This window comes from Pseudobutyrivibrio ruminis AD2017 (genome assembly GCF_000424305.1).
GTDB lineage: Bacteria > Bacillota > Clostridia > Lachnospirales > Lachnospiraceae > Pseudobutyrivibrio > Pseudobutyrivibrio ruminis_B.
This window is the reverse complement of record NZ_KE384162.1, coordinates 520,665-542,502: the sequence shown is the minus strand read 5'-3', so window position 1 is coordinate 542,502 and position 21,838 is coordinate 520,665. Positions and strand designations below refer to the sequence as shown.

Sequence of the window (21,838 nt, the reverse complement as noted above, 5' to 3'; positions counted from 1 at the left end):
ATTGTTTTGAATAACGGTGTTAATGATTTACGACGCGCCTACTTGGAATTCTTTGAGAGCAAAGGTCATCTTTGTCTCAACAGCTTTTCTCTTGTACCACAGAATGATAACAGTTTACTTCTTATCAACGCTGGTATGGCACCACTTAAGCCATATTTCACAGGTCAAGAGATTCCACCAAGAAAGCGCGTTACTACTTGTCAAAAATGTGTTAGAACAGGTGACATTGATAATGTAGGTAAGACGGCTCGCCATCTTACTTTTTTTGAGATGCTGGGTAACTTCTCTTTCGGAGATTACTTTAAGCATGAAGCTATTGCGTGGTCTTGGGAATTCTTAACTGAAGTTCTTAAGCTTGATCCAGAACGTCTTTATCCATCTATCTATGGTGAGGATGAAGAAGCATTTGAAATCTGGACAAAGGAAGTAGGTGTGGCTCCAGAGCGAATCACACGTTTCTATCGTGATCCTGAAACAGGAGAATGCGATAACTTCTGGGAGCATGGTGCTGGTCCTTGCGGTCCTTGCTCAGAGATTTATTACGATCGTGGAGAAAAATACGGATGCGGTAAGCCAGATTGTAAGGTTGGTTGCGATTGCGACCGTTACATGGAGGTTTGGAACAACGTATTTACACAGTTCAACGGTGATGGCCACGGCGGTTATGAAGAGCTTGCTCAGAAGAACATCGATACAGGTATGGGTCTTGAGCGTCTTGCTGTTGTTATGCAGGATGTTGATTCAGTATTCGATATTGATACAATGAAGGCTATTCGTGATAAGATTTGTGAAATGTCAGGTAAGCAGTATCAGGTAGATGCTCTTGATGACGTATCAATCCGTCTTATTACTGACCATATTCGTTCATCTACATTCCTTATTTCTGATGGTGTTACACCTTCAAACGAAGGAAGAGGATATGTTCTTCGTCGACTTATCAGACGTGCTGCAAAGCATGGTCGTGCTCTTGGAATTGATGGTCTTTTCATGGCTAAGCTTTCTGAGACAGTTATTAATGAATGTAAGGATGGCTATCCAGAGCTTTGGGAGAAGAGAGAATTCATCTTCAAGACTCTCACAGCTGAGGAAGAGCAGTTCAACAAGACTATCGATAAGGGTCTTGAAATCCTTGCTAAGATGGAAGAAGAGCTTAAGGCATCTGGAGCTAAGGAGCTTTCAGGTGAGAACACATTTAAGCTTTACGATACTTACGGATTCCCTGTAGATCTTACAGCAGAAATCCTTGAGGAAAAGGGCTTTGGCTATGATGCCAAAGGCTTTGAGGCATGCATGGAAGAGCAGAGACAGAAGGCGCGTGCTGCTCGTAAAGAAACAAACTACATGGGTGCTGATGCATCAGTTTATGATGATATTGATTTAACTGTTACATCTGAATTTGTAGGCTATGATAAGACTACATCAGAATCTACAGTTACAGTTCTTACTACAGAAACAGAAATTGTTGATACTATTACAGAAGGAACAGTTGGTACAATCATAGTTCCAGAAACACCATTCTACGCTACAATGGGTGGACAGATTGGTGATACAGGTATCATCTCTACACCAAACGGTGAGTTTGAAGTAAAGGATACTATCAAGCTCAAGGGTGGCAAGATTGGCCACGTTGGTGAAATGAAGTCAGGTATGATTAAGGTTGGCGATAAGGTTACACTTAAGGTTGACGCTGCTCGCCGCGCTCGTATCTGCAAGAACCATTCAGCTACTCACCTTCTTCAGAAGGCACTTCGCGAGGTACTTGGTACACACGTAGAGCAGAAGGGTTCATACCAGGATGCTGACAGAACACGTTTCGATTTCTCTCACTTTTCAGCTATGACTGATGAGGAAATCGCAAAGGTTGAAAAGATGGTTAACGACAAGATTGCTGAAGGACTTGCAGTTACTACAGCTATCATGTCAATTGATGAAGCTAAGAAGAGCGGTGCTATGGCTCTCTTTGGTGAGAAATATGGCGAAGAAGTTCGCGTTGTTAAGATGGGAGACTTCTCTACAGAGCTTTGTGGTGGTACACACGTATCTAACACATCAGAAATCTCTGCATTCAAGATTCTTTCAGAAAGCGGTGTAGCTGCTGGTACACGTCGTATCGAAGCTATCACAGGTGCTGCTGTATTTGAATACTATGCAGATATCGAGGCTAAGCTTAATGCTGCAGCTGCTGCTCTTAAGTGCCAGCCAGCAGATGTAGAAGAAAAGATTGCTCATCTTCAGAAGCAGCTTAAGGAGACAAATTCTGAACTTGAATCTATGAAGGCTAAGGCAGCTCAGGCAGCAGCCTCAGATGCTATGGATTCAGTAGTTGAGGTTAAGGGAGTTAAGCTTCTTGCAACATCAGTAGCTGGTGTTGATATGAACGGACTTCGTGACCTTGGCGATGATCTTAAGAATAAGCTTGGTGAAGGCGTTATCGTTCTTGCATCTGACTGTGATGGTAAGGTTAACCTTGTTGTTATGGCTACTGATGCAGCTCAGAAGGCAGGCGCTCATGCTGGTAACCTTGTTAAGGCTATTGCACCTAAGGTTGGCGGTGGCGGCGGTGGTCGTCCAAACATGGCTCAGGCTGGTGGTAAGAATCCTGCAGGTATTGCAGATGCACTTGCTGAAGCAAAGAATGTACTTGAAGGTATGCTATAGAATTTTAAGAGACCCAAATCTTGGGTCTCTTTTCACATTTTAGACAATACTTTAGGCTAAGATATTCGAATACATCAATTTCGGAGGCCATATAATGAAATGTTTTAGTAAAAGAATTATTAAAAATCTAGGCTTATTTATTGCTGTAGCACTTGTACTTGAATGCTTTGGTATGACATGCAATATTGCAAAGGCAGCAATTATAATTCCACAGACAAAGTTTTTGTTCGATGCTGATTATTATGCAAATGAGAATCCTGATATTGCTGCAAAATTAGGAAAAAATTATGATGCTTTACTTAATCATTATCTTAATTCTGGAAAATGGGAAGGGAGACTGCCTTATGCTGGCGCTATGCCATATCAACCTGTTGAAGATATAGATGATGGAATTTACAAAGCTCTTTTTATAGGAAATTCGATTACTGTTCATCCACTTTGCAAATATTGGTGGGGATCCTGGGGAATGGCAGCTTCATCTCCTGAAATGGATTATGTTCATAAAACGGTAAATGGATTAAAGGCAAATCACGAATTGGTATATTACGATGTTGTTGGGTTCTCTACCTGGGAGCGGGATAATGTTCGTTCAAAAATTCTTCCAAATCTTGATACGACACTAGCAAAGGATTATGATTTAGTTGTTATTCAGGTTGGAGAGAATATCAAGAATACCAGAACCTTTGAAAAAGATTATGAAACATTGGTTCAGTATGTACAAAGAAGTGTGCCTACAGCCAAGGTGATACTTGTAGGTGATTTTTGGAAAATGTCTAGAAGAGATACAATTAAAACGCAGGTAGCAGAAAAACTTGGTTGTGATTATGTTGATTTGTCTTCTGTCAGAAGTAAATCGAGCTATATAGCGAAAATGGGAAATAAAGTCTACGGTGATGATGGGCGTTATCACAGAATAAATGATGCCGCAGTGGCCATGCATCCTAATGATTTAACGATGGAATATATAGCAACGGGGATATTGGATTGTATAAATAAGGAAAATATTGAAATAGTAGTTGACGAATATTGATTTTATGCTATAATGCTTGTTAGTGCTTTAAAGAATATTAAGTACAAGTCCCCAGATGGAGGGAGGTTAGGATTAGACTATGTCATATGTTACAGTTAAAGAAAACGAATCATTAGACAGCGCTCTTCGTAGATTTAAGAGAAACTGTGCTAAGGCTGGTATCCAGCAGGAGATTCGTAAGCGTGAGCACTATGAGAAGCCTTCAGTAAAGCGTAAGAAGAAGTCTGAGGCTGCTAGAAAGCGTAAGTTCTAATTTACGTTCGAGAATTTATGAAATCATGGCCTGTACCAGTTAATCTTGGTACAGGCTATTTTTCGGTTTATACGAATTAGAGATTATTTTTTGGAGGTTTTATGGCACGTTCAGTTGAAGAAGAAATTAAGAGACGTCGTACCTTTGCGATTATTTCACACCCGGATGCTGGTAAGACAACACTTACCGAAAAGTTTCTTTTATATGGTGGTCAGATTAATCTTGCAGGTTCAGTAAAGGGTAAAGCAACAGCAAGACATGCAGTATCTGACTGGATGGAAATAGAGAAGGAGAGAGGTATTTCAGTTACTTCTTCTGTACTTCAGTTTGAATATGATGGATATTGCATCAATATTTTGGATACACCTGGACATCAGGACTTCTCAGAGGATACATATCGTACCCTTATGGCAGCTGATAGTGCTGTAATGGTTATAGATGCATCAAAGGGTGTCGAGGCTCAGACTAGAAAGCTTTTCAAGGTCTGCGTTATGAGACATATCCCTATTTTTACATTTATCAACAAGATGGATAGAGATGCTAATGATACTTTTGAATTGTTGGATGACATCGAAAACGAATTAGGTATCGCAACAGTTCCTATTAACTGGCCTATCGGTTCAGGTAAGGAATTCAAGGGTGTTTATGATAGAAACACTAGATGCGTTAGAATGTTCTCTGATACTCAAAAGGGTACAAAGCAGGGAGAGGAGAGAATCCTTTCAGTTGATGACCCAGCTTTAAAGGAAGAAATTGGTCAGGAAAAGTATGATCAGCTTATGGAAGAGCTTGAACTTCTTGATGGAGCAGGTGCAGAGTTTAACCAGGATGAGGTTACAGCAGGTGAGCTTAGCCCAGTATTCTTTGGTTCAGCTCTTACTAACTTTGGTGTAGAAACATTCCTTGAGCATTTCCTTCAGATGACATATAGCCCACTTCCTCGTAAGAGTGATATTGGCGAAATCAGCCCATTTTCTGAGGATTTCTCAGCATTTGTATTTAAGATTCAGGCCAATATGAACAAGGCTCACCGTGACCGTGTTGCGTTCCTTCGTATTTGTTCAGGTACATTTGACGCGTCAAAGGATTACTTACATGTTCAGGGCGGTAGAAAGGCTAAGCTTTCTGCGCCACAGCAGATGATGGCTGATGAAAGAAAGATAGTTGATAAGGCATATGCTGGTGATATCATTGGTGTATTTGATCCAGGTCTATACAGCATTGGTGATACATTTACATCAGCTAAAAAGCCATTTAAGTTCGAAGGTATTCCTACATTCGCACCAGAACATTTTGCACGCGTTCGTCAGATTGACACAATGAAGCGTAAGCAATTCATGAAGGGCATTACACAGATAGCGCAGGAAGGTGCTATTCAGATATTTCAGGAGTTCAACACTGGTATGGAAGAAATCATCGTTGGTGTTGTTGGTGTTCTTCAGTTTGATGTTTTGAAATATAGACTTAACAACGAATACAATGTAGAAATAGCTCTTGAAAATCTTCCTTACGAGCACATCAGATGGATTGAAGGAGATTACGATTTAGACAAGATTTCAGGTACATCTGATATGAAGAAGATTAAAGACTTAAAGGACAGACCATTATTATTATTCGTAAATTCATGGTCTGTTGGTATGGTTCAAGATAGAAACGAAGGACTAGTTTTATCGGAGTTTGGTACAAATTAATGACAATTAAAGAAGCTGCTAATGATAGAAATAATAACCTTAATATAATCCGTTTATTTGCCAGTCTGATGGTGTTATACATGCATTCTTTTGCTGTATCCATTTCAGATCAGTCCAAGGATATATTTTATGTCCTCACTAATCACAAGGATTTGGCGGGCGGTATTGCGGTTTATATATTCTTTATCATTAGCGGCTTTTTGATTTGCAGAAGCTTTGATAGGACAAGCAGTGTTTTTAAATATGCCAAAGCGCGATTCTTAAGAATATGGCCATTACTTTTTGTTGTAGTAATGGTACTTGCGTTTATTGTTGGGCCTATTGTTTCTGTATACACTTTCTCACAATATTTTGAATACGGTGATTTAAGAGGCTTTCTTTTAAATCTTTTATTTATATCATCTGATACAAATCTACCGGGAGTTTTTCCTAATCACTATATACATAGTGTTAACGGATCTCTTTGGACTTTAATGTACGAAGTGATTTGGTATATCTTAGTGGCAATTACAAGCATTATCTGGAAGAAGAGACGATGGTTTGCCCCTGCTATGTATGTTATATTGGCTGGAATATATTTTGGAATTACTTACGGTCCTCTTGGAAGCTTACCTGTTTTGTCTTCTGGATATATGCTTAATATGTCTAAGCTTGGTATGTTCTTTACTATTGGAATGACTGCTTATTTATATTCAGATAAAATTATTCTTTCTGCCAAGGCTTTAGGCTTTGCCATAGCAGGATTGGTAGTTGGTATTTTGTGCGGAAATTTTATTTTTGTATTTAGCATATGTGGCGCCTATATTATTTTTTATATAGCATTCCAAAAAAGATTTATAGCAAAGTGGTATGACAAGGTAGGAGATTTGTCTTACGGAATATATATTATGACATTTCCTATTCAGCAGATTTTAGTAGAATATTTAGGAACACCATCTGAGAATTATCAAACATTAACCATGAATCCTTATTTAAACATGGTATTAACATTACTTATAGTTATACCGCTTTCATGGCTTAGCTGGCATTTTATCGAACAGCCTTGTTTGAAATTAAAAAATAAATAGCTTGACGGATATAATTCTACAGTGTATATTATTTGGCAGTGACTTATGTCACTGTCTTTTTGTTTTTGTTTTTTCAATTTTTTATCCCATTTTTTGTTGACATTTTATATTAGATTCACTATTATTATACATAAAGAACGAACAGTTGTTCCGAACGGAGGTTTTATAAAATGGCAAACGAAGATAAGCTTAAAGCATTAGATGCTGCGATTTCGCAGATTGAAAAACAATATGGTAAGGGTTCTGTTATGAAGCTTGGCGAAGGCGCTAATATTCAGGTTGAAACAGTTCCTACAGGCTCTATTAGCCTTGATATAGCACTTGGTCAGGGTGGTTTCCCTAAGGGCCGTATTATCGAAATTTACGGACCAGAATCATCAGGTAAGACAACACTTGCACTTCACGCTGTAGCTGAGGTTCAGAAGGCAGGCGGTATTGCTGGTTTCATCGATGCAGAACATGCACTTGATCCTAAATACGCTAAGGCCATCGGTGTTAACATTGATGATTTATACATTTCTCAGCCAGACAATGGTGAGCAGGCTCTTGAAATCACAGAGACAATGGTTCGCTCAGGTGCTATGGACATTATCGTTGTGGATTCGGTTGCAGCCTTAGTTCCAAAGGCAGAAATCGATGGAGACATGGGTGATTCACATGTAGGTTTACATGCTCGTCTTATGTCACAGGCCATGAGAAAGCTTACAGGTATTGTTGCTAAAACTAACTGTGTAGTTATCTTCATTAACCAGCTTCGTGAAAAGGTTGGTGTTATGTTTGGTAACCCAGAAACTACTACAGGTGGTCGTGCTCTTAAGTTCTATGCATCAGTTCGTATTGATGTTCGTCGTATCGAAGCTCTTAAGCAGAACGGTGAGGTTATCGGTAACAGAACTCGTGCAAAGATTGTAAAGAACAAGGTAGCACCTCCATTCAGAGAAGCAGAATTCGATATCATGTTTGGTGAGGGTATCTCTCGTGAAGGTGATATTCTTGATGTCGCTACTAATCTTGATATTGTACAGAAGTCTGGTGCTTGGTATGCATATCTTGGTGAGAAGATTGGACAGGGTCGTGAAAATGCCAAGACATACCTTAAGCAGAATCCAGAAGTATGCGAGGAAATTGCAGATGCAATTCGTGAGCATTACTCAGAAGCAGACGAAGCTGAAGTTGGCGTAGTCGGCGGTGAAAAAGAAGATATTCCTACAGAGGTTATCGAATAATTATGGAAGTATTATCTCTTGTTAAGTTAACAAAGGGAAGAGCAAAAATCTGTCTCGCTGGCGGGACAGATTTTGTTCTATATAAAAAAGAATATGAAGCCTACGGAATAGAAGAAGGTGCCGATTTATCTGAAGCAGATTATATGCAGATTATTAACGACATCCTTATTCCTAGATGTAAAAAAAGAGCACTTCATCTTTTAGAAAAGCAGGATCGTTCTGAAAAGAACCTTAGAACAAAGCTAAAAGAGGGTGGATATTCAGAAGATATAATCGATGTTGCTATTGATTATATTAATGAATATGGTTATTTAGATGATGCCAGAATGGCTGCCAGTCATATTAGGTTTTATCAGGATTCCCGTAGTAAGATGCGCCTTAAGCAGGATTTGATTGGAAAGGGAATTTCATCAGATGTTATCGACAGAGTTTTAGAGGAAGAATATACAGCTGATGAGTCTGACCTTATAGAATCTTTGATGATAAAAAAGCATTATGATAAAGAAAACGCAACTTATGAAGAGAAATCTAAAATGTATAGATTCTTAGCGGGAAGAGGCTTTTCATCGGATAGCATAAATAGAGTATTAAAATAGATATTACACCTACTATATATGGTATACCTAGGCTTGACATAAGCTTTATATAAAGTTAAACTAATTATGTTGAAGATTATAAATGAGAGCAAGTAGCTTTTATTTTATATTCCAATTAGAAAATTAAATAAGGAGGTGCTCCTGTGAACGCAGTAACGATTATTGTAGCAATTGTCGTTGCCCTAGTAGCAGTTGTTGTCACCTTAATTGTTTCAAACATGATTCATGAGAAACAAGGCAAGAATAAGGTGGATTCTGCCGAGGCTAAAGCTCGTGAAATCATTGATGAGGCAGTTAAGAATGCGGAAGCTAAAAAGCGTGAGGCCATGTTAGAGGCAAAGGAAGATGCCATGAGACAGAAGAATGACCTCGATAAGGAAATCCGCGAGCGCCGAGCTGAAATTCAGAGAAGTGAGCATAGATTATCTCAGAAAGAAGATAATCTTGACAAGAAACTCGATGCAGTCGAGAAGAGAGAAGCTGAATTCACTCGTCAGGAACAACAGCTAAACAAGCAGCGCGAGGAAGTTGCAAAACTTAATCAGCAGCGTGTGCAGGAACTAGAGAGAATCTCCGGACTTACCTCCGAACAAGCAAAAGAACAACTTTTAAAATCTGTAGAAGAAGACGTCAAATTAGACGCAGCAAAACTTATTAAGGAAAGCTTAGCTCAGGCAAAGGATGAAGCTGATAAAAAGGCTCGAGAGATAGTCGTAAGTGCTATCCAGAAGTGTTCAGCAGATCATGTTGCCGAAACAACAATTTCTGTTGTACAGCTTCCTAACGACGAAATGAAGGGACGTATCATTGGTAGAGAAGGACGTAACATCCGTACTCTTGAGACAATGACAGGCGTTGAGCTTATCATTGATGATACTCCAGAAGCAGTTATTTTATCTGCTTTTGATCCAGTAAGACGCGAGATTGCACGTATTGCTTTGGAGAAACTCATTGTAGATGGAAGAATTCATCCAGCTAGAATAGAGGAAACAGTAGAGAAAGCTAAGAAGGAAGTTGAACAACAAATCCGTGAGGAAGGCGATGCAGCTGCACTTGAGGTTGGTGTTCAGGGTATTCACCCAGAACTTCTTAGATTACTGGGCAAGATGAAATTTAGAACCAGCTACGGTCAGAATGTATTAAAGCATTCTATTGAGGTTGCTCAATTATCAGGATTACTCGCTGCAGAGCTTGGTCTTGATGTTAGAGTAGCAAAGCGTGCAGGTTTATTGCATGATATCGGAAAGGCAGTAGACAGAGAGCAAGAAGGTACACATGTACAGCTTGGCGCTGACTTATGCCGTAAGTACAAAGAGTCTCAGACAGTTATTAATGCTGTTGAGGCACATCATGGCGATGTAGAGCCAGAAACACTCATAGCTTGTATTGTACAGGCAGCTGATACTATCAGTGCAGCTAGACCTGGTGCAAGACGTGAAGCTATGGAAACTTACACAAACAGATTAAAAGAACTTGAAGAAATTTCTAACAGCTTTAAGGGTGTAGAAAAGTCTTTTGCTATTCAAGCAGGTAGAGAGATTCGAATCATGGTGGTTCCTGAACAGGTTTCAGATGCCGATATGGTCATCATGGCTAGGGATATTTCAAAGCAGATTGAATCACAGCTAGAATATCCTGGACAGATTAAGGTAAATGTAATTCGTGAATCACGAGTTACTGATTATGCAAAGTAAATAATTTTGCGGCTGGTTTATCCAGCCGCTTTTTTTGAAGAGAGGTATTTTTTGTGGAAAAAATTGAAAGAGTTGGAAGAAAGCTGATTCACAAGGGCACAATCCTTGATATGTATGAGGATACAGTTAGACTTCCAAATGGTAAGGAAGAAAAATGGGATTTTGTCAGTCATAGAATGGGGGCTGCATGTGTACTTGCAGTTAGACCTGATGGCAAAATATTAATGGTACGACAATACAGAAATGCTCTTGATAGATTTACACTTGAGGTTCCTGCTGGAAAGCGTGATTCCTTAAATGAGGACACAAGCATCTGCGCCGCACGAGAGCTAGAAGAGGAAACAGGATACCGCGCGGGCAAGCTGGAAAAGCTTTTATCACTTAAATCTACAGTGGCTTTCTGCGACGAATTAATAGACGTATATTTAGCTACTGATTTAGTGGAAATTGGTGAACAGCATTTAGACGAGGCTGAAGATATTGATATAGAGGCGTATGAGTTGAAAGAGCTTATGGATATGTGCTACAGCGGCACCCTCCAGGATGCCAAGACTGTGGCAGCTATTATGGCTTATGCTGCAAGAAAATAGCCTTCCCCCTTTGGGGGAAGGTGGCTGCGTAGCAGACGGATGAGGGTCTTTTTTAGATATTTCCCTCATCAGTCACCTGCGGTGACAGCTTCCCCCAGAGGGGGAAGCCTTTTAGTTTCGCTCAGCTATTGTGTAGAGTAGGTGTCTTGTATCTTCCCATCCAAGACATGGGTCTGTAATAGACTGTCCGTAGGTCTGGTGGTCGGAGATAGGTTGGCAGCCTTCTACTAAGTAGCTTTCAATCATCACACCTTTTACTAGATTTTTGATAGCATCTGAGTGATTACGATTGTGCATCACTTCTTTTACAATTCTTATTTGTTCCTTAAATTGTTTATTTGAATTAGAATGATTTGCATCTATGATACAGGCTGGATTAACTAGATCCATTTCATCGTACATATTGTGAAGTCTAATTAAATCTTCGTAGTGATAATTCTGAGTGCTGTTACCATGCTTTGAAACAGCGCCTCTAAGGATTGTATGAGCTAAAGGATTACCTGTTGTCTTAACCTCATAGCCTGAAAATGTAAAATGATGTGGATGCTGGGCAGCATATACAGAGTTAAGCATTACGGAAAAATCACCTGAAGTAGGGTTTTTCATTCCAGATGCTACATCGAAGCCTGATACTGTAAGTCTATGATGCTGATCTTCAACGGAACGGGCGCCAATAGCAACGTATGAAAGCAAATCATCTACATAGCCCCAGTTTTCAGGATATAGCATTTCATCAGCAGCTGTAAGATGTGTCTCTGTCATAGCTCTGATGTGCATTTTTCTCATTGCTTTAAGGCCTGCTACCATATCTGGAGCCTCGTTTGGATCAGGCTGTGATGCAATGCCTTTATAACCGCTTCCAGTAGTTCTTGGCTTGTTAGTGTATATTCTAGGAACAACTAATACCTTATCCTTGATATCATCAGCTACTCTTGCAAGCTTTTCGATATATTCACATACTGCATCCTCGTTATCAGCAGAGCATGGGCCGATGATACATAAAAATCTGTCGTCTTTTCCAGTGATAATATCAGCAACTTGCTTATCACGTTCAGCTTTGATTTTCTTAACTTCCTCGGGAACAGGAAGCTCAGCTTTGATTTCTTCAGGTGTTGGCATTTTTTTTAAGTAGTTGAAACTCATTATTCTTGTCCTTTCTATGCATCAAAGCAAGTGGCTTTGATAAGATCTATTGGCATGTCACATCCGGTCCATAGCTTGAAAGCTGCGGCACCTTGATATAAGAGCATGTATTTGCCATTCATGGTTTTACAGCCCATTTCCTTTGCATCACGTATGAGTTTTGTTTCAGGTGGATGATAAATAACATCACATACTACTAAATTATGGTTAAGAAATTCCTTAGGAACCAGCGAACGGTCATCATCACCCATTCCAACGTTTGTACCGTTTATTAGTATATGGCTTTCTGAAATATCCTTTTCCATTAAAGCCTTGTCATTTATATCGTGAACGAAAACTTTGCAGCCTGTTGCTTCAGTTATTTTTTGAGCAAATTCACAGGTGGATAAGAAGGTTGCGTTGTTTCGCTTTAATATATTTATTTGTTTAACGCCGTCTATTGCGGCTTGAGTAACTATGGATGTTGCAGCACCACCTGCGCCAAGAATAGTAATTATTTTATCCTTGTAGGTTATGCCTGAATCTATCATAGACTGAAGAAAACCTATACCATCTGTAGTGTAGCCTTTAATCTTTCCATTTACATTTACACATGTATTAACAGAATGGGATAGTGCGGCAGCTTCATCAATTTCATCAAGATATGGAATTATTGCTGTCTTTAGAGGCATAGTTAAATTGAAATTCATGCAGCCTAAAGTTTTTAATCCTTCAACTGCGGTTTTTAGATTATTTTCGTTTACATCAAAGGCCATGTAAGAATAATCAAGCCCCAACGCATCAAAAGCAGTGTTGTGCATAGCTGGTGAAATGCTATGTGATACGGGACTTCCAAGTAAGCATATTAGATTAGTTGAACCTGTTGGATTCATAAACATGTCCTCCCATTAAAAATTGACATTATTTTAAAACACTTTAGTACTTTTATCAACTAAAGGTTCGTTAAAAAAGATAACAGAAAATTTGATGTAGAATGTAAGTTGTGTTACAATAATTCGGCAGATAAATAAGTAGGCGTAGCGTAGCTGGATAACGCATCGGACTCCGACTCCGAAGACCGCCGGTTCGAATCCGGCCGTCTACAGTTATTCAGAATACGATAATATAGTGGAGGACACACATGGACTTACAAGACATCAAATCTAAAATCAAAAATATCGGAATCATTTGTGGACGATTTATTTTTACATATAGAAGATACTTTTTAGCAGGCTGTATATTCTTAGCCATGGTTCTTATTTTATTCTTAGGAACAAGCCCAAAGAAGGAAAAGGAATCGGTGGCAACCAAGACTACGGTGAATGCAACTAAAGATTTTAAAAAGAATAGTAATAAAGAACTTGAAGCATTAATTAATGATTACTATATAGCATATGCTGATGGTGATACAGAAACTATTTCTTCAATTGCAACTCCAGTTTGCGACCAGGAAATTAGTTACATCAAATTCTACAGTGCTTATATCGACAGCTTCAATAATATTAAGATTTACACTAAGCAGGGACTTACAGCTAATTCATATCTTGTAACTACAGAAGTTGAGCTTAAGTACAAAGATATCGATACAGCAGCCCCAGGACTTGATTTCTTCTATGTTGAAACTAACGAAGATGGGAAACTTTTCATAAATAACATTTATGGTTCATTCAATCAGAACAATAATATTTATGAAATGGATTCAGAGGTTTCAGATTTAATCGGCGTATTTATTCGTCAGCAGGATTTGCTTGATATGGAAGCTGATATTCAGGATGCATACACAAAGGCTCTTGAGAATGATTCAGCACTTAATACTTTTATGAGCGAAACACTTCCAGCAGCACATGCTCAGTGGCATACCGATTATGATGCAGAAGTAGCCGCTAAAGAAGAGGCAGCTAAGAAGGCCGAAGAAGAGGCAGCTGCTCAGGCTGAGGCTGAGGCAGCAGCACAGGCAGAGGCCCAGGAGGAAGCTAATTCATATACTGGTAAGACTAACGCTAAAGCAAATGTCAGAGAAGCAGCTGATAAAACAAGTAATAAGCTTGGCTCAATTAAATCTGGTGTAGCAATCAAGATTTATGGTGAAGAGGGTGACTTCTACAAGTTTGATTACAACGGAACAAAGGCATACATTACAAAGGATGCTGTTACATTAGATTCTGCTGAAGGCAACGATACAGCAACAGAAGAGACAAATACAAACGCAAGCGCTCTTGCTGAAGGAACAGAAATTACTCTTGATTCTACAATAAATATTCGTTCGCAGATGGATTCATCATCATCTAAGGTAGCAGTTGCTTATGCAGGTGAAAAGGTTACTGTTGTTATGAGCTATGCTGAAGGCTGGACAAAGGTTAAGTATGGCAAGAAAGAAGGATATATCAGAACAGACCTTTTACAGTAATTTGAAATAAATTTGCAAGTTATGGAGACCATGTATTTGGTCTCCATTGTGTTATATTTTTGGAGGATTTGTTTGGAAGAAAACATTAGACTTAACAAGTTTTTAAGTGATGCTGGAGTTTGTAGCAGACGAGCAGCTGATAAAGCAATCGAAGAAGGAAGAGTGCTTGTAAACAAAAAGCCAGCACTTATGGGACAAAGAATTTCATCTTCTGATGAAGTCTTATTTGATGGAAAAGCTGTTTCAAATGCTAATAAAAAGCCGGTGCTTATAGCCTACAATAAACCAGTAGGCATAGTTTGTACGGCGGAAAAGAAAGAGAAGAATAATATTGTAGACCATATTGGATATCCCGAAAGAATATATCCTGTAGGACGTCTTGATAAGGATAGTAACGGTTTGATTCTTCTTACTAATCAAGGAGACTTAGTAAATAAAATTATGCGAGCTGTAAATGCTCATGAAAAAGAATATATTGTATCTGTTGATAAAGAAATTGACGGAGATTTTATAAAAAAAATGTCTGACGGAGTTTATCTAGACGAGCTTGAGGTAACTACAAGAAAGTGCAAGGTAAAAAAGCTCTCTAAATATGAGTTTAATATCATTTTAACCCAAGGCTTAAACAGACAAATTCGAAGAATGTGTCAGATGCTAGGCTACAAGGTTAAGACTCTTAAGCGAGTAAGAATTATGAATATTGAATTAGGTGATTTGAAGGTGGACACATACAGAGATGTTACAGAAGAAGAAATCGCCACTTTAAATAAAATGCTAGAAGGCTCTAAAAACTAATAATCAAGAGGAAGAATAATGGAATTAAAAGAATATAAGGAATTAATCGATACTATCGATTACCATATGGATCGTTACTATAATCAAAACGAGCCAGAAATATCTGATTATGAATATGATCAGCTTATGATTAAGCTAAAAGAGGCTGAAAAGGAACACCCTGAGTGGGTTACACCAGATTCTCCATCACAGAAAATTGGTGGAGTTGCTATGCGTGAGGCTGGTGTTAAGGTAACCCACGATGTACCTATGCTATCAATTGAGGATGTGTTTGATAAGGCAGATGTCGTAGCATGGGTAGATAAAGTAAAGGCAGTGCATTCAGATGCTAATTTTTCAGTTGAGGCCAAAATCGATGGGCTAAGTATGACTCTTCGCTATGAAAAGGATTCAATGGGAAAATTAAAATTAACTCTTGCAGAAACTAGAGGAGACGGTCTTATAGGTGAAGATGTTACTGCAAATGCTCTAGTTATTCCTGATGTTAACCAGTATCTTGATTTACCTTATGAATCACTTCAGCTTCGCGGTGAAGTTTATATGTCCCATGAGGATTTTGACAGATTTAATAGCGAGCAGGAATTAAAGGGAGCAAAGCTTGCAGCTAATCCTAGAAATCTTGCCGCTGGTACATTAAGACAGTTAGATGCAAACATCACAAAGGAACGTGGTCTTAAGATGTTTGTTTTCAACGTACAGCAGGGTCCAGAGGAGCTTACTGTTAGCCATTGCGATGGAATGGATATGCTAACAGCTGCAGGAGTACCTACAGTATTCCATAGAAAGTGTAATACAGCTGAAGAGATTCTTGCGGTTATAGATGAAATAGGAGAGCTTAGAGGAACATTCCCATTCGATATTGATGGTGCAGTAGTTAAAATCGATCAGGTAGCCTACAGAAACGATTTTTCTACCAGCGCTAAATATACAAATGGACATATTGCTTACAAGTATCCACCGGAGGAAAAGGAAACTAAGCTTCTTGATGTGGAATTATCTGTTGGTAGAACCGGTAGAGTTAATCCTACAGCAATTTTTGAACCAATTCGCTTATGCGGTACTACAGTTAGCCGCGCTACTTTGCATAACCAGGATTTTATCGATGATTTAGACATAGGAATTGGAGATACAATCGTTGTTTATAAATCTGGTGAGATTATTCCAAAGGTAAAAGAGGTTGTTCATTCTAAGAGACCTGCTGGAGTTTGCACCTATAAGATTCCAAATGTTTGTCCTGTATGCGGTGGTGTTGTATCTAGAGATGCTGATACAGCTGATATGAAGTGTACAAATCCTAGCTGTCCTGCTCAGCTTGTAAGACACATCATTAATTTCGTATCTAGGGATGCAATGGACATAAAAGGCTTTGGAGATGTTTATGTAGAGGATTTGGTACAGCAAGGATATATAAAGGATATAGCTGATGTTTTCTACTTAGTTAACTATCGTGATGAGCTGGTCGAAAAGGGTATTATCGGAAAAGAAAAGAATACAGATAAGCTTTTAGGTGTGATAGAGGCATCTAAGGCTAATGATGCATACAGACTGTTTACAGGCTTTGGAATTCCAAACGTTGGTAAGGCAGCAGCCAAGACTTTATTATCCCAGTTTAAGGATATTGAAAAGATTATGGAGCTTACTGTAGATGAGCTTACACAGGTTAATGATATAGGCGAAATAAGCGCTAAATCTATTTATGAATACCTGCATAATCCTGTTAATATCGATATCATAAACAGGCTCAAATCAGCCGGAGTAAACATGGTTGAGGAAGAGAAGGAAGGGGCTACAGAGAAGCTTGCTGGACTTACATTTGTAATTACAGGAACTCTTCCTACAATGGGTCGAAAAGAGGCTCAGGAATTAATTGAGCTTAATGGCGGTAAATGTGCTGGCTCTGTTTCAAAAAAGACAAGTTATCTTGTAGCAGGAGAGGCTGCTGGAAGCAAATTAGATAAGGCAAATTCTCTTGGCGTTACAGTTTTAGACGAAGAGGGCTTATTATCTTTAATAAATAGCTAAATTATAACGATTTGTCCCTAAAAATAACACATATCACAGTTATAATGTGCTTATGATGGAATCAGTAGGATATGTTAAGACGAAAAAAATTATTATTCTACCAATACTATTTTCGTTTATCATAGTTTTTATCGCAGTATTTGGGGGAAGTTGGCTTAATACATCATCAGCCACTGCAATCACAAACATAGACAGTGGCTGGTTTATTCGTCGTGGAAATCAAACCATAGATAACGTGGTCCTGACAGAATATCCTATTGGCAATAGCAGAAGAGGTGAGCGCATTGTTGCAACTAATTATGTTACGGTGATAACAAATGCAACAACACTCATGTTTCTTAGTAATTTAATGGCTGTCGATGTGTCTTTAGACGGAAAAGTCATAGACACATATGGTCATGATTTTTTGGCATCTGGTAGCTTTATTCCAAAGAGATACAATATGATTACTTTGGATACCACTCCAGGAATGCATGAAATAACTATTGAATATACGATAGGTGATGATAGATCTGTTTATCATTTCTTCCCAGTATATATAGGACAAAAAGGTGACTTAATGAAATCTTTTTTTAGTCACAACAGAGTTTCTATTTTTATTGGTTCTTTTTTGATTGTATATGCATGCGTTTTCTTCTCGCTATGGATTTATTTGATGTTAACAAAAAGGCCTGCTTTACAGATTTATATTGGCGCAGATTTTTCTATGATACTGGGTTGTTTTATACTGGCCCGTAACAACGTTCTTTGCTTTCTAGGCGCTCATGAATTGCTTTTTTCTATGATGGAATATTTATCTTTTTATTTTATTCCATTAGCATTTAGTGTGCTTCTTTATTCAATTCGTCCAAGTGTTGCAAATACTCGTCAACGCTTTTTCATTTTAATAAATATCGCAATTCCGATAATTATATTATCACTTCATTTCGCAAAGGTAATATATATAAATAGATTTTTGTTTTTTGTTGGATTTATAGGAACTATTGAGATTTGTATCCTTCTTCCAGCATTAATAACCGATGCAATAAAACAACGAAAAGAACGAAGAGATTTTGAATCAATCATTGGAGATGATTCAGATTATTATATTGTTTTAGGCATTATTATAATGTTGGTTTCTGGATTGCTTGAATTAGTTTTGGTATATTGCCTGACTGTAAATCAGAGTGTGGTAGAACCCAAATTATTGTTATCTATTGATTTTTTGGAATTAGGAATGCTCATTTTTATGACTTGCCATTTTGTTTTCTATTTCTTGAGTTCCATTAATCACATGAGTGTAAATTATGTTAAAGCTCGCTTGGAAGATATGGCATACACCGATTCTTTAACAGGTTTACGAAACAGAACAGCGCTTAATCAGTTTTATTCAATGCTAAAGGGCAATTATGTAATCGTCAGCATTGATTTGGATGGACTCAAGGAAGTAAACGATAATTTAGGCCATTTAGAAGGCGACAGAATGATAAGGGTGTTTGCAAGATTGCTTACGTATAATTTTGAGGACGCTGATATTATAGCTAGAACTGGTGGAGATGAATTTGTCATAGTGCGAAAAAATACTTCTGCTTATAATTGCAATAGATGCATTAACATGCTGTTAAAAGAAATTGAATTATTTAATGCTAATGATGAAAAGATACAATTATCTGCATCTATAGGCTTTGCTTTTAGCAGTGAAGTTAATACTGGAAGATATCAGGATGTATTTTATTTAGCGGATAATCGTATGTATGAAATGAAGGAGGCGCATTATGAAGAGAAAAGTAATTAGCCTTGCGATTGCCTTCATTATCTTTACATTATTTCTCATGCTTGGACATTTCTTCCTTAAACCTGTAAATTATTCAAATGTATTGGTACTAGATGATGGTTGGCGCATTTATTATAACAACGAGCTTTATAGTGATGTAAAGCTGTCAGATTTCCGCTCAATTCTCGGAGAAGGAACTCATAAGGGCGATATAATTATGTTTGTTAAAGATGGAATTGACCTTAAGGATTATGTCGCGCCTACAGTAATGTTTGAATCCAGATTCAGTGGTTGGATTGTATATGAATGGGAAAAGGAAATCGCCAGGGGATATGTTGAAGAATTTAGAAATGGCGCATTTATAGGTTGCAATAACAACTTTGTTGATTTACCAAAATCCTATGGGCCAATCACTCTTAGAATAGCAATAATGGTTGGCGAAAACGGGGCATATAATTATTTTGATGCACCTGTTGTAGGCGGATATACAGATGTACTTATGTATGGAATTTACAATCATACATTTATATTTTTGCTGTCTGCATTTTTAATTATTTTTGGTGTAATATTTTTTGCAGTGGCTATTTGCTTTAGAAGTAATATGCCAGAAATTAATATGCAGATGTATTCTGCTATGTTGTACATAGTACTAGGCATTTGGTTTCTTACACAATTTAAGCTGCTAGATTTATTTATTGAAACGGGCACTCATCAAACAGAAATAGAATATATTTCTTTATATTTAGTAGTCCCATTAATGTATATGGTTATGGGCTCTATGCGAAATTATTTGAAAACGAAGCGCTTTTTAGTATTCGTTTTTTTAGGAACCATACTACCGTTTTCGTTGATTGCTTTGCATTTCCTTGGAAAGGTGCATATTAATCGCTTCCTACCTTTATATCAAATAGATGCGTTGGTGCTTATTTTGTTTATGGCATTCATGATTATCATTAAGGATATTCCATTAAATAAGGTTCCACCTGCTCAAAAGATACAAGTAATAGGACAAATCATATTTGCAGCATCCTTTATATTTAATGTCTTTTTCTATTATTTAGAGGTAACCGGAATCTCAAGACAGATAATGCTTTCAAAAAAGATAGTTCCACTTGGAGCTATGTGCATGGTTTTTGCAACGTTGGTTAATTACAATAATTTCATTTCTGAATCTATTGCTCGAAAAAATGAATATGAGACACTGGTAAACATGGCTTATATGGATGAACTAACAGGAATTGCAAACAGATTTAAGTACGAGAAATATATTCAGAGCCTCGAAAATATAGAGGATGATTACTGCATTATTAGTATTGATTTAAATGGATTAAAAGCCATAAATGATAGTGAAGGACATCTGGTTGGGGATAAATATATTAAAGAGTTTAGTCAGGCCATAGACGTTTGTTTTGGAAAAATCGGTTTTATTGCCAGAATAGGTGGCGATGAATTCGTGGTGATTTTAATTAATATTACTGAAGATAAGGTAAAAGAACTGATAAGTAAGCTTAACTATGAGCTTGAACAGTTGAATTTACAGGATCCAGCTATCGATAGATCTGCTGCTATTGGTTATGCTTTCAGCTATGAGGTTGATGGCTGCAATCCTAATTTGATTTATCAACTTGCGGATGAACGTATGTATAAGAATAAAGAATTAAGCCATAGCGCTAGAAGGTAGGTTGTGATATTATAAGAAAAGTTATGTAGAAGATATAGAGTTGTGAGAAAAAAGGAGAATAATAAGTATGCCAATTAGAACACAAAATGACTTACCTGCTAAGGCCATACTTGAAAATGAAAATATTTTCGTTATGGACGAAAATAGGTCAACTCATCAGGATATCCGACCTATTAGTATAGGAATACTAAACCTAATGCCACTGAAAGAGGATACAGAGCTTCAGCTACTTCGCTCTCTTTCAAATACTCCACTGCAGGTGGATGTTACCTTTTTAACAGTTGGAAGCCATGAAAGCAAGAATACCAGCAAGACACATCTTGATACTTTTTATGAGCACATCGAGGATGTTTATGACAGATACTTCGATGGATTAATTATCACTGGCGCACCTGTAGAACAGATGCCTTTTGAAGAAGTAGATTATTGGGATGAATTGTGTAAGGTATTTGACTGGACCAAGACACACGTTACATCAACACTACATTTGTGCTGGGGTTGTCAGGCTGGTTTATATTACCGCTACGGTATTCCTAAATATGACTTAGATGAAAAGAAATTTGGAGTATTTCCACACAGAGTACAGAATCGCAAGATTCCTCTTGTGCGTGGATTTGACGATATTTTCTATGCACCTCATAGCCGTCACACAGGCGTGCGCACCGAGGACATAGAAGCCTGCGAAGACTTAGTTGTCTGCGCTAAGGGAGAAGAGGCTGGCGTATTCCTTTGCATGTCAAAGGATGGTAGCAATATCTTCGTTATGGGCCACCCAGAGTACGACCGTTTCACTCTTGATAGCGAATACAAGCGCGACCGTGACAAGGGCTTAGACATCGCCCTCCCAGAGAATTATTATCCAAATGATGATCCGGAGGAAAAGCCGCTGCTTCAGTGGAGAAGTCATGGGAATATTATGTATTCTAACTGGCTCAATTATTACGTATATCAGAACACCCCTTATGAGTGGAATAAGATTAGCGAGAAATAGGTGGGGTCAGGCAGTGCTAGAGAAGAAAATGCGTCCAGTACTGCCCTGAAGTGGAGAATTACCCCTGTGAAATTAGAATGGTGGGATACAGTGGTAAAAGATAGTAGGAGATTACTTAGGAGATATGGCTTATTACGTGAAAATAGTAAAAATATGAATTTGTGATGTAATGTCTTCAGGTAGTGTGGCGTAACTTGGCAACATATTTGAAATATGGTGAAATATACTTTAATAAACAAAAGTAAACTAAAATAAGTAATAG

General features: G+C 38.0%; 17 protein-coding genes and 1 tRNA gene. 16 read left to right on the top strand and 2 right to left on the bottom strand.

All coding sequences use genetic code 11. From position 1 onward, the window contains the following. The first annotated feature begins 6 nt into the window (after window positions 1–6). The 9 genes from alaS to G611_RS0112705 all read left to right on the top strand — a co-directional run bounded on the left by alaS (window position 7) and on the right by G611_RS0112705 (window position 10,805). Complete coding sequence (gene alaS / locus G611_RS0112745) at window positions 7–2,658, top strand: alanine--tRNA ligase (RefSeq protein WP_330362049.1); 2,652 nt, start codon at window positions 7–9, stop codon at window positions 2,656–2,658. Between the two features lie 94 nt (window positions 2,659–2,752). Then, window positions 2,753–3,688, top strand: a complete 936-nt coding sequence (locus G611_RS0112740) for an SGNH/GDSL hydrolase family protein (protein WP_028243956.1) — start codon at window positions 2,753–2,755, stop codon at window positions 3,686–3,688. Between the two features lie 79 nt (window positions 3,689–3,767). Then, window positions 3,768–3,941, top strand: a complete 174-nt coding sequence (gene rpsU / locus G611_RS0112735; protein WP_028236498.1) for a 30S ribosomal protein S21 — start codon at window positions 3,768–3,770, stop codon at window positions 3,939–3,941. Window positions 3,942–4,042: 101 nt separating this feature from the next. Continuing rightward, the gene (locus tag G611_RS0112730; protein ID WP_028243955.1) at window positions 4,043–5,632 is read left to right on the top strand and encodes a peptide chain release factor 3; all 1,590 of its coding nucleotides are present in this window, start codon (window positions 4,043–4,045) and stop codon (window positions 5,630–5,632) included. Beyond that, a complete protein-coding gene (locus G611_RS0112725; protein ID WP_028243954.1) occupies window positions 5,632–6,699 on the top strand; it encodes an acyltransferase family protein in 1,068 nt (355 codons plus the stop codon). The genes G611_RS0112730 and G611_RS0112725 overlap by 1 nt, the downstream gene beginning before the upstream one ends. A gap of 170 nt (window positions 6,700–6,869) precedes the next feature. After that, window positions 6,870–7,925 (top strand): recombinase RecA, encoded by a 1,056-nt coding sequence (recA, locus tag G611_RS0112720; protein ID WP_028243953.1) that lies wholly within the window; start codon window positions 6,870–6,872, stop codon window positions 7,923–7,925. A gap of 2 nt (window positions 7,926–7,927) precedes the next feature. Then, complete coding sequence (locus G611_RS0112715; protein ID WP_028243952.1) at window positions 7,928–8,521, top strand: regulatory protein RecX; 594 nt, start codon at window positions 7,928–7,930, stop codon at window positions 8,519–8,521. A 143-nt stretch (window positions 8,522–8,664) separates the two neighbouring features. After that, window positions 8,665–10,215: a ribonuclease Y gene (rny, locus tag G611_RS0112710; protein WP_278244525.1), complete on the top strand. Its 1,551-nt coding sequence runs from the start codon at window positions 8,665–8,667 to the stop codon at window positions 10,213–10,215. Between the two features lie 110 nt (window positions 10,216–10,325). After that, window positions 10,326–10,805 (top strand): NUDIX hydrolase, encoded by a 480-nt coding sequence (locus G611_RS0112705; RefSeq protein ID WP_051195277.1) that lies wholly within the window; start codon window positions 10,326–10,328, stop codon window positions 10,803–10,805. 111 nt (window positions 10,806–10,916) lie between these two features. On the opposite strand, the gene G611_RS0112700 is transcribed toward G611_RS0112705, so the two are convergent. Both G611_RS0112700 and G611_RS0112695 read right to left on the bottom strand, forming a co-directional pair. Continuing rightward, on the bottom strand, window positions 10,917–11,948 hold the full coding sequence (locus tag G611_RS0112700; RefSeq protein WP_028243949.1) for a 3-deoxy-7-phosphoheptulonate synthase: 1,032 nt from the start codon (window positions 11,946–11,948) through the stop codon (window positions 10,917–10,919). A gap of 14 nt (window positions 11,949–11,962) precedes the next feature. Next, on the bottom strand, window positions 11,963–12,820 hold the full coding sequence (locus G611_RS0112695; RefSeq protein WP_330362048.1) for a shikimate dehydrogenase: 858 nt from the start codon (window positions 12,818–12,820) through the stop codon (window positions 11,963–11,965). A 138-nt stretch (window positions 12,821–12,958) separates the two neighbouring features. Between G611_RS0112695 and G611_RS0112690 the strand changes: the two genes are divergently transcribed. From G611_RS0112690 to metA, 7 genes are all read left to right on the top strand, one after another. Continuing rightward, window positions 12,959–13,032, top strand: a tRNA-Arg gene (locus G611_RS0112690). 36 nt (window positions 13,033–13,068) lie between these two features. Further along, a complete protein-coding gene (locus G611_RS14915) occupies window positions 13,069–14,334 on the top strand; it encodes an SH3 domain-containing protein (RefSeq protein WP_051195259.1) in 1,266 nt (421 codons plus the stop codon). Between the two features lie 72 nt (window positions 14,335–14,406). Then, window positions 14,407–15,129: a pseudouridine synthase gene (locus G611_RS0112680; RefSeq protein ID WP_028243947.1), complete on the top strand. Its 723-nt coding sequence runs from the start codon at window positions 14,407–14,409 to the stop codon at window positions 15,127–15,129. 18 nt (window positions 15,130–15,147) lie between these two features. Then, on the top strand, window positions 15,148–17,151 hold the full coding sequence (gene ligA / locus G611_RS0112675; RefSeq protein ID WP_036949229.1) for an NAD-dependent DNA ligase LigA: 2,004 nt from the start codon (window positions 15,148–15,150) through the stop codon (window positions 17,149–17,151). Between the two features lie 52 nt (window positions 17,152–17,203). Next, on the top strand, window positions 17,204–18,925 hold the full coding sequence (locus G611_RS15510; protein ID WP_081657049.1) for a GGDEF domain-containing protein: 1,722 nt from the start codon (window positions 17,204–17,206) through the stop codon (window positions 18,923–18,925). Beyond that, window positions 18,906–20,585 (top strand): GGDEF domain-containing protein, encoded by a 1,680-nt coding sequence (locus G611_RS0112665; protein ID WP_028243944.1) that lies wholly within the window; start codon window positions 18,906–18,908, stop codon window positions 20,583–20,585. The genes G611_RS15510 and G611_RS0112665 overlap by 20 nt, the downstream gene beginning before the upstream one ends. A 67-nt stretch (window positions 20,586–20,652) precedes the next feature. Further along, window positions 20,653–21,576, top strand: coding sequence for a homoserine O-acetyltransferase MetA (metA, locus tag G611_RS0112660; RefSeq protein WP_028243943.1), 924 nt, complete (start codon window positions 20,653–20,655; stop codon window positions 21,574–21,576). Window positions 21,577–21,838: the final 262 nt, after the last annotated feature.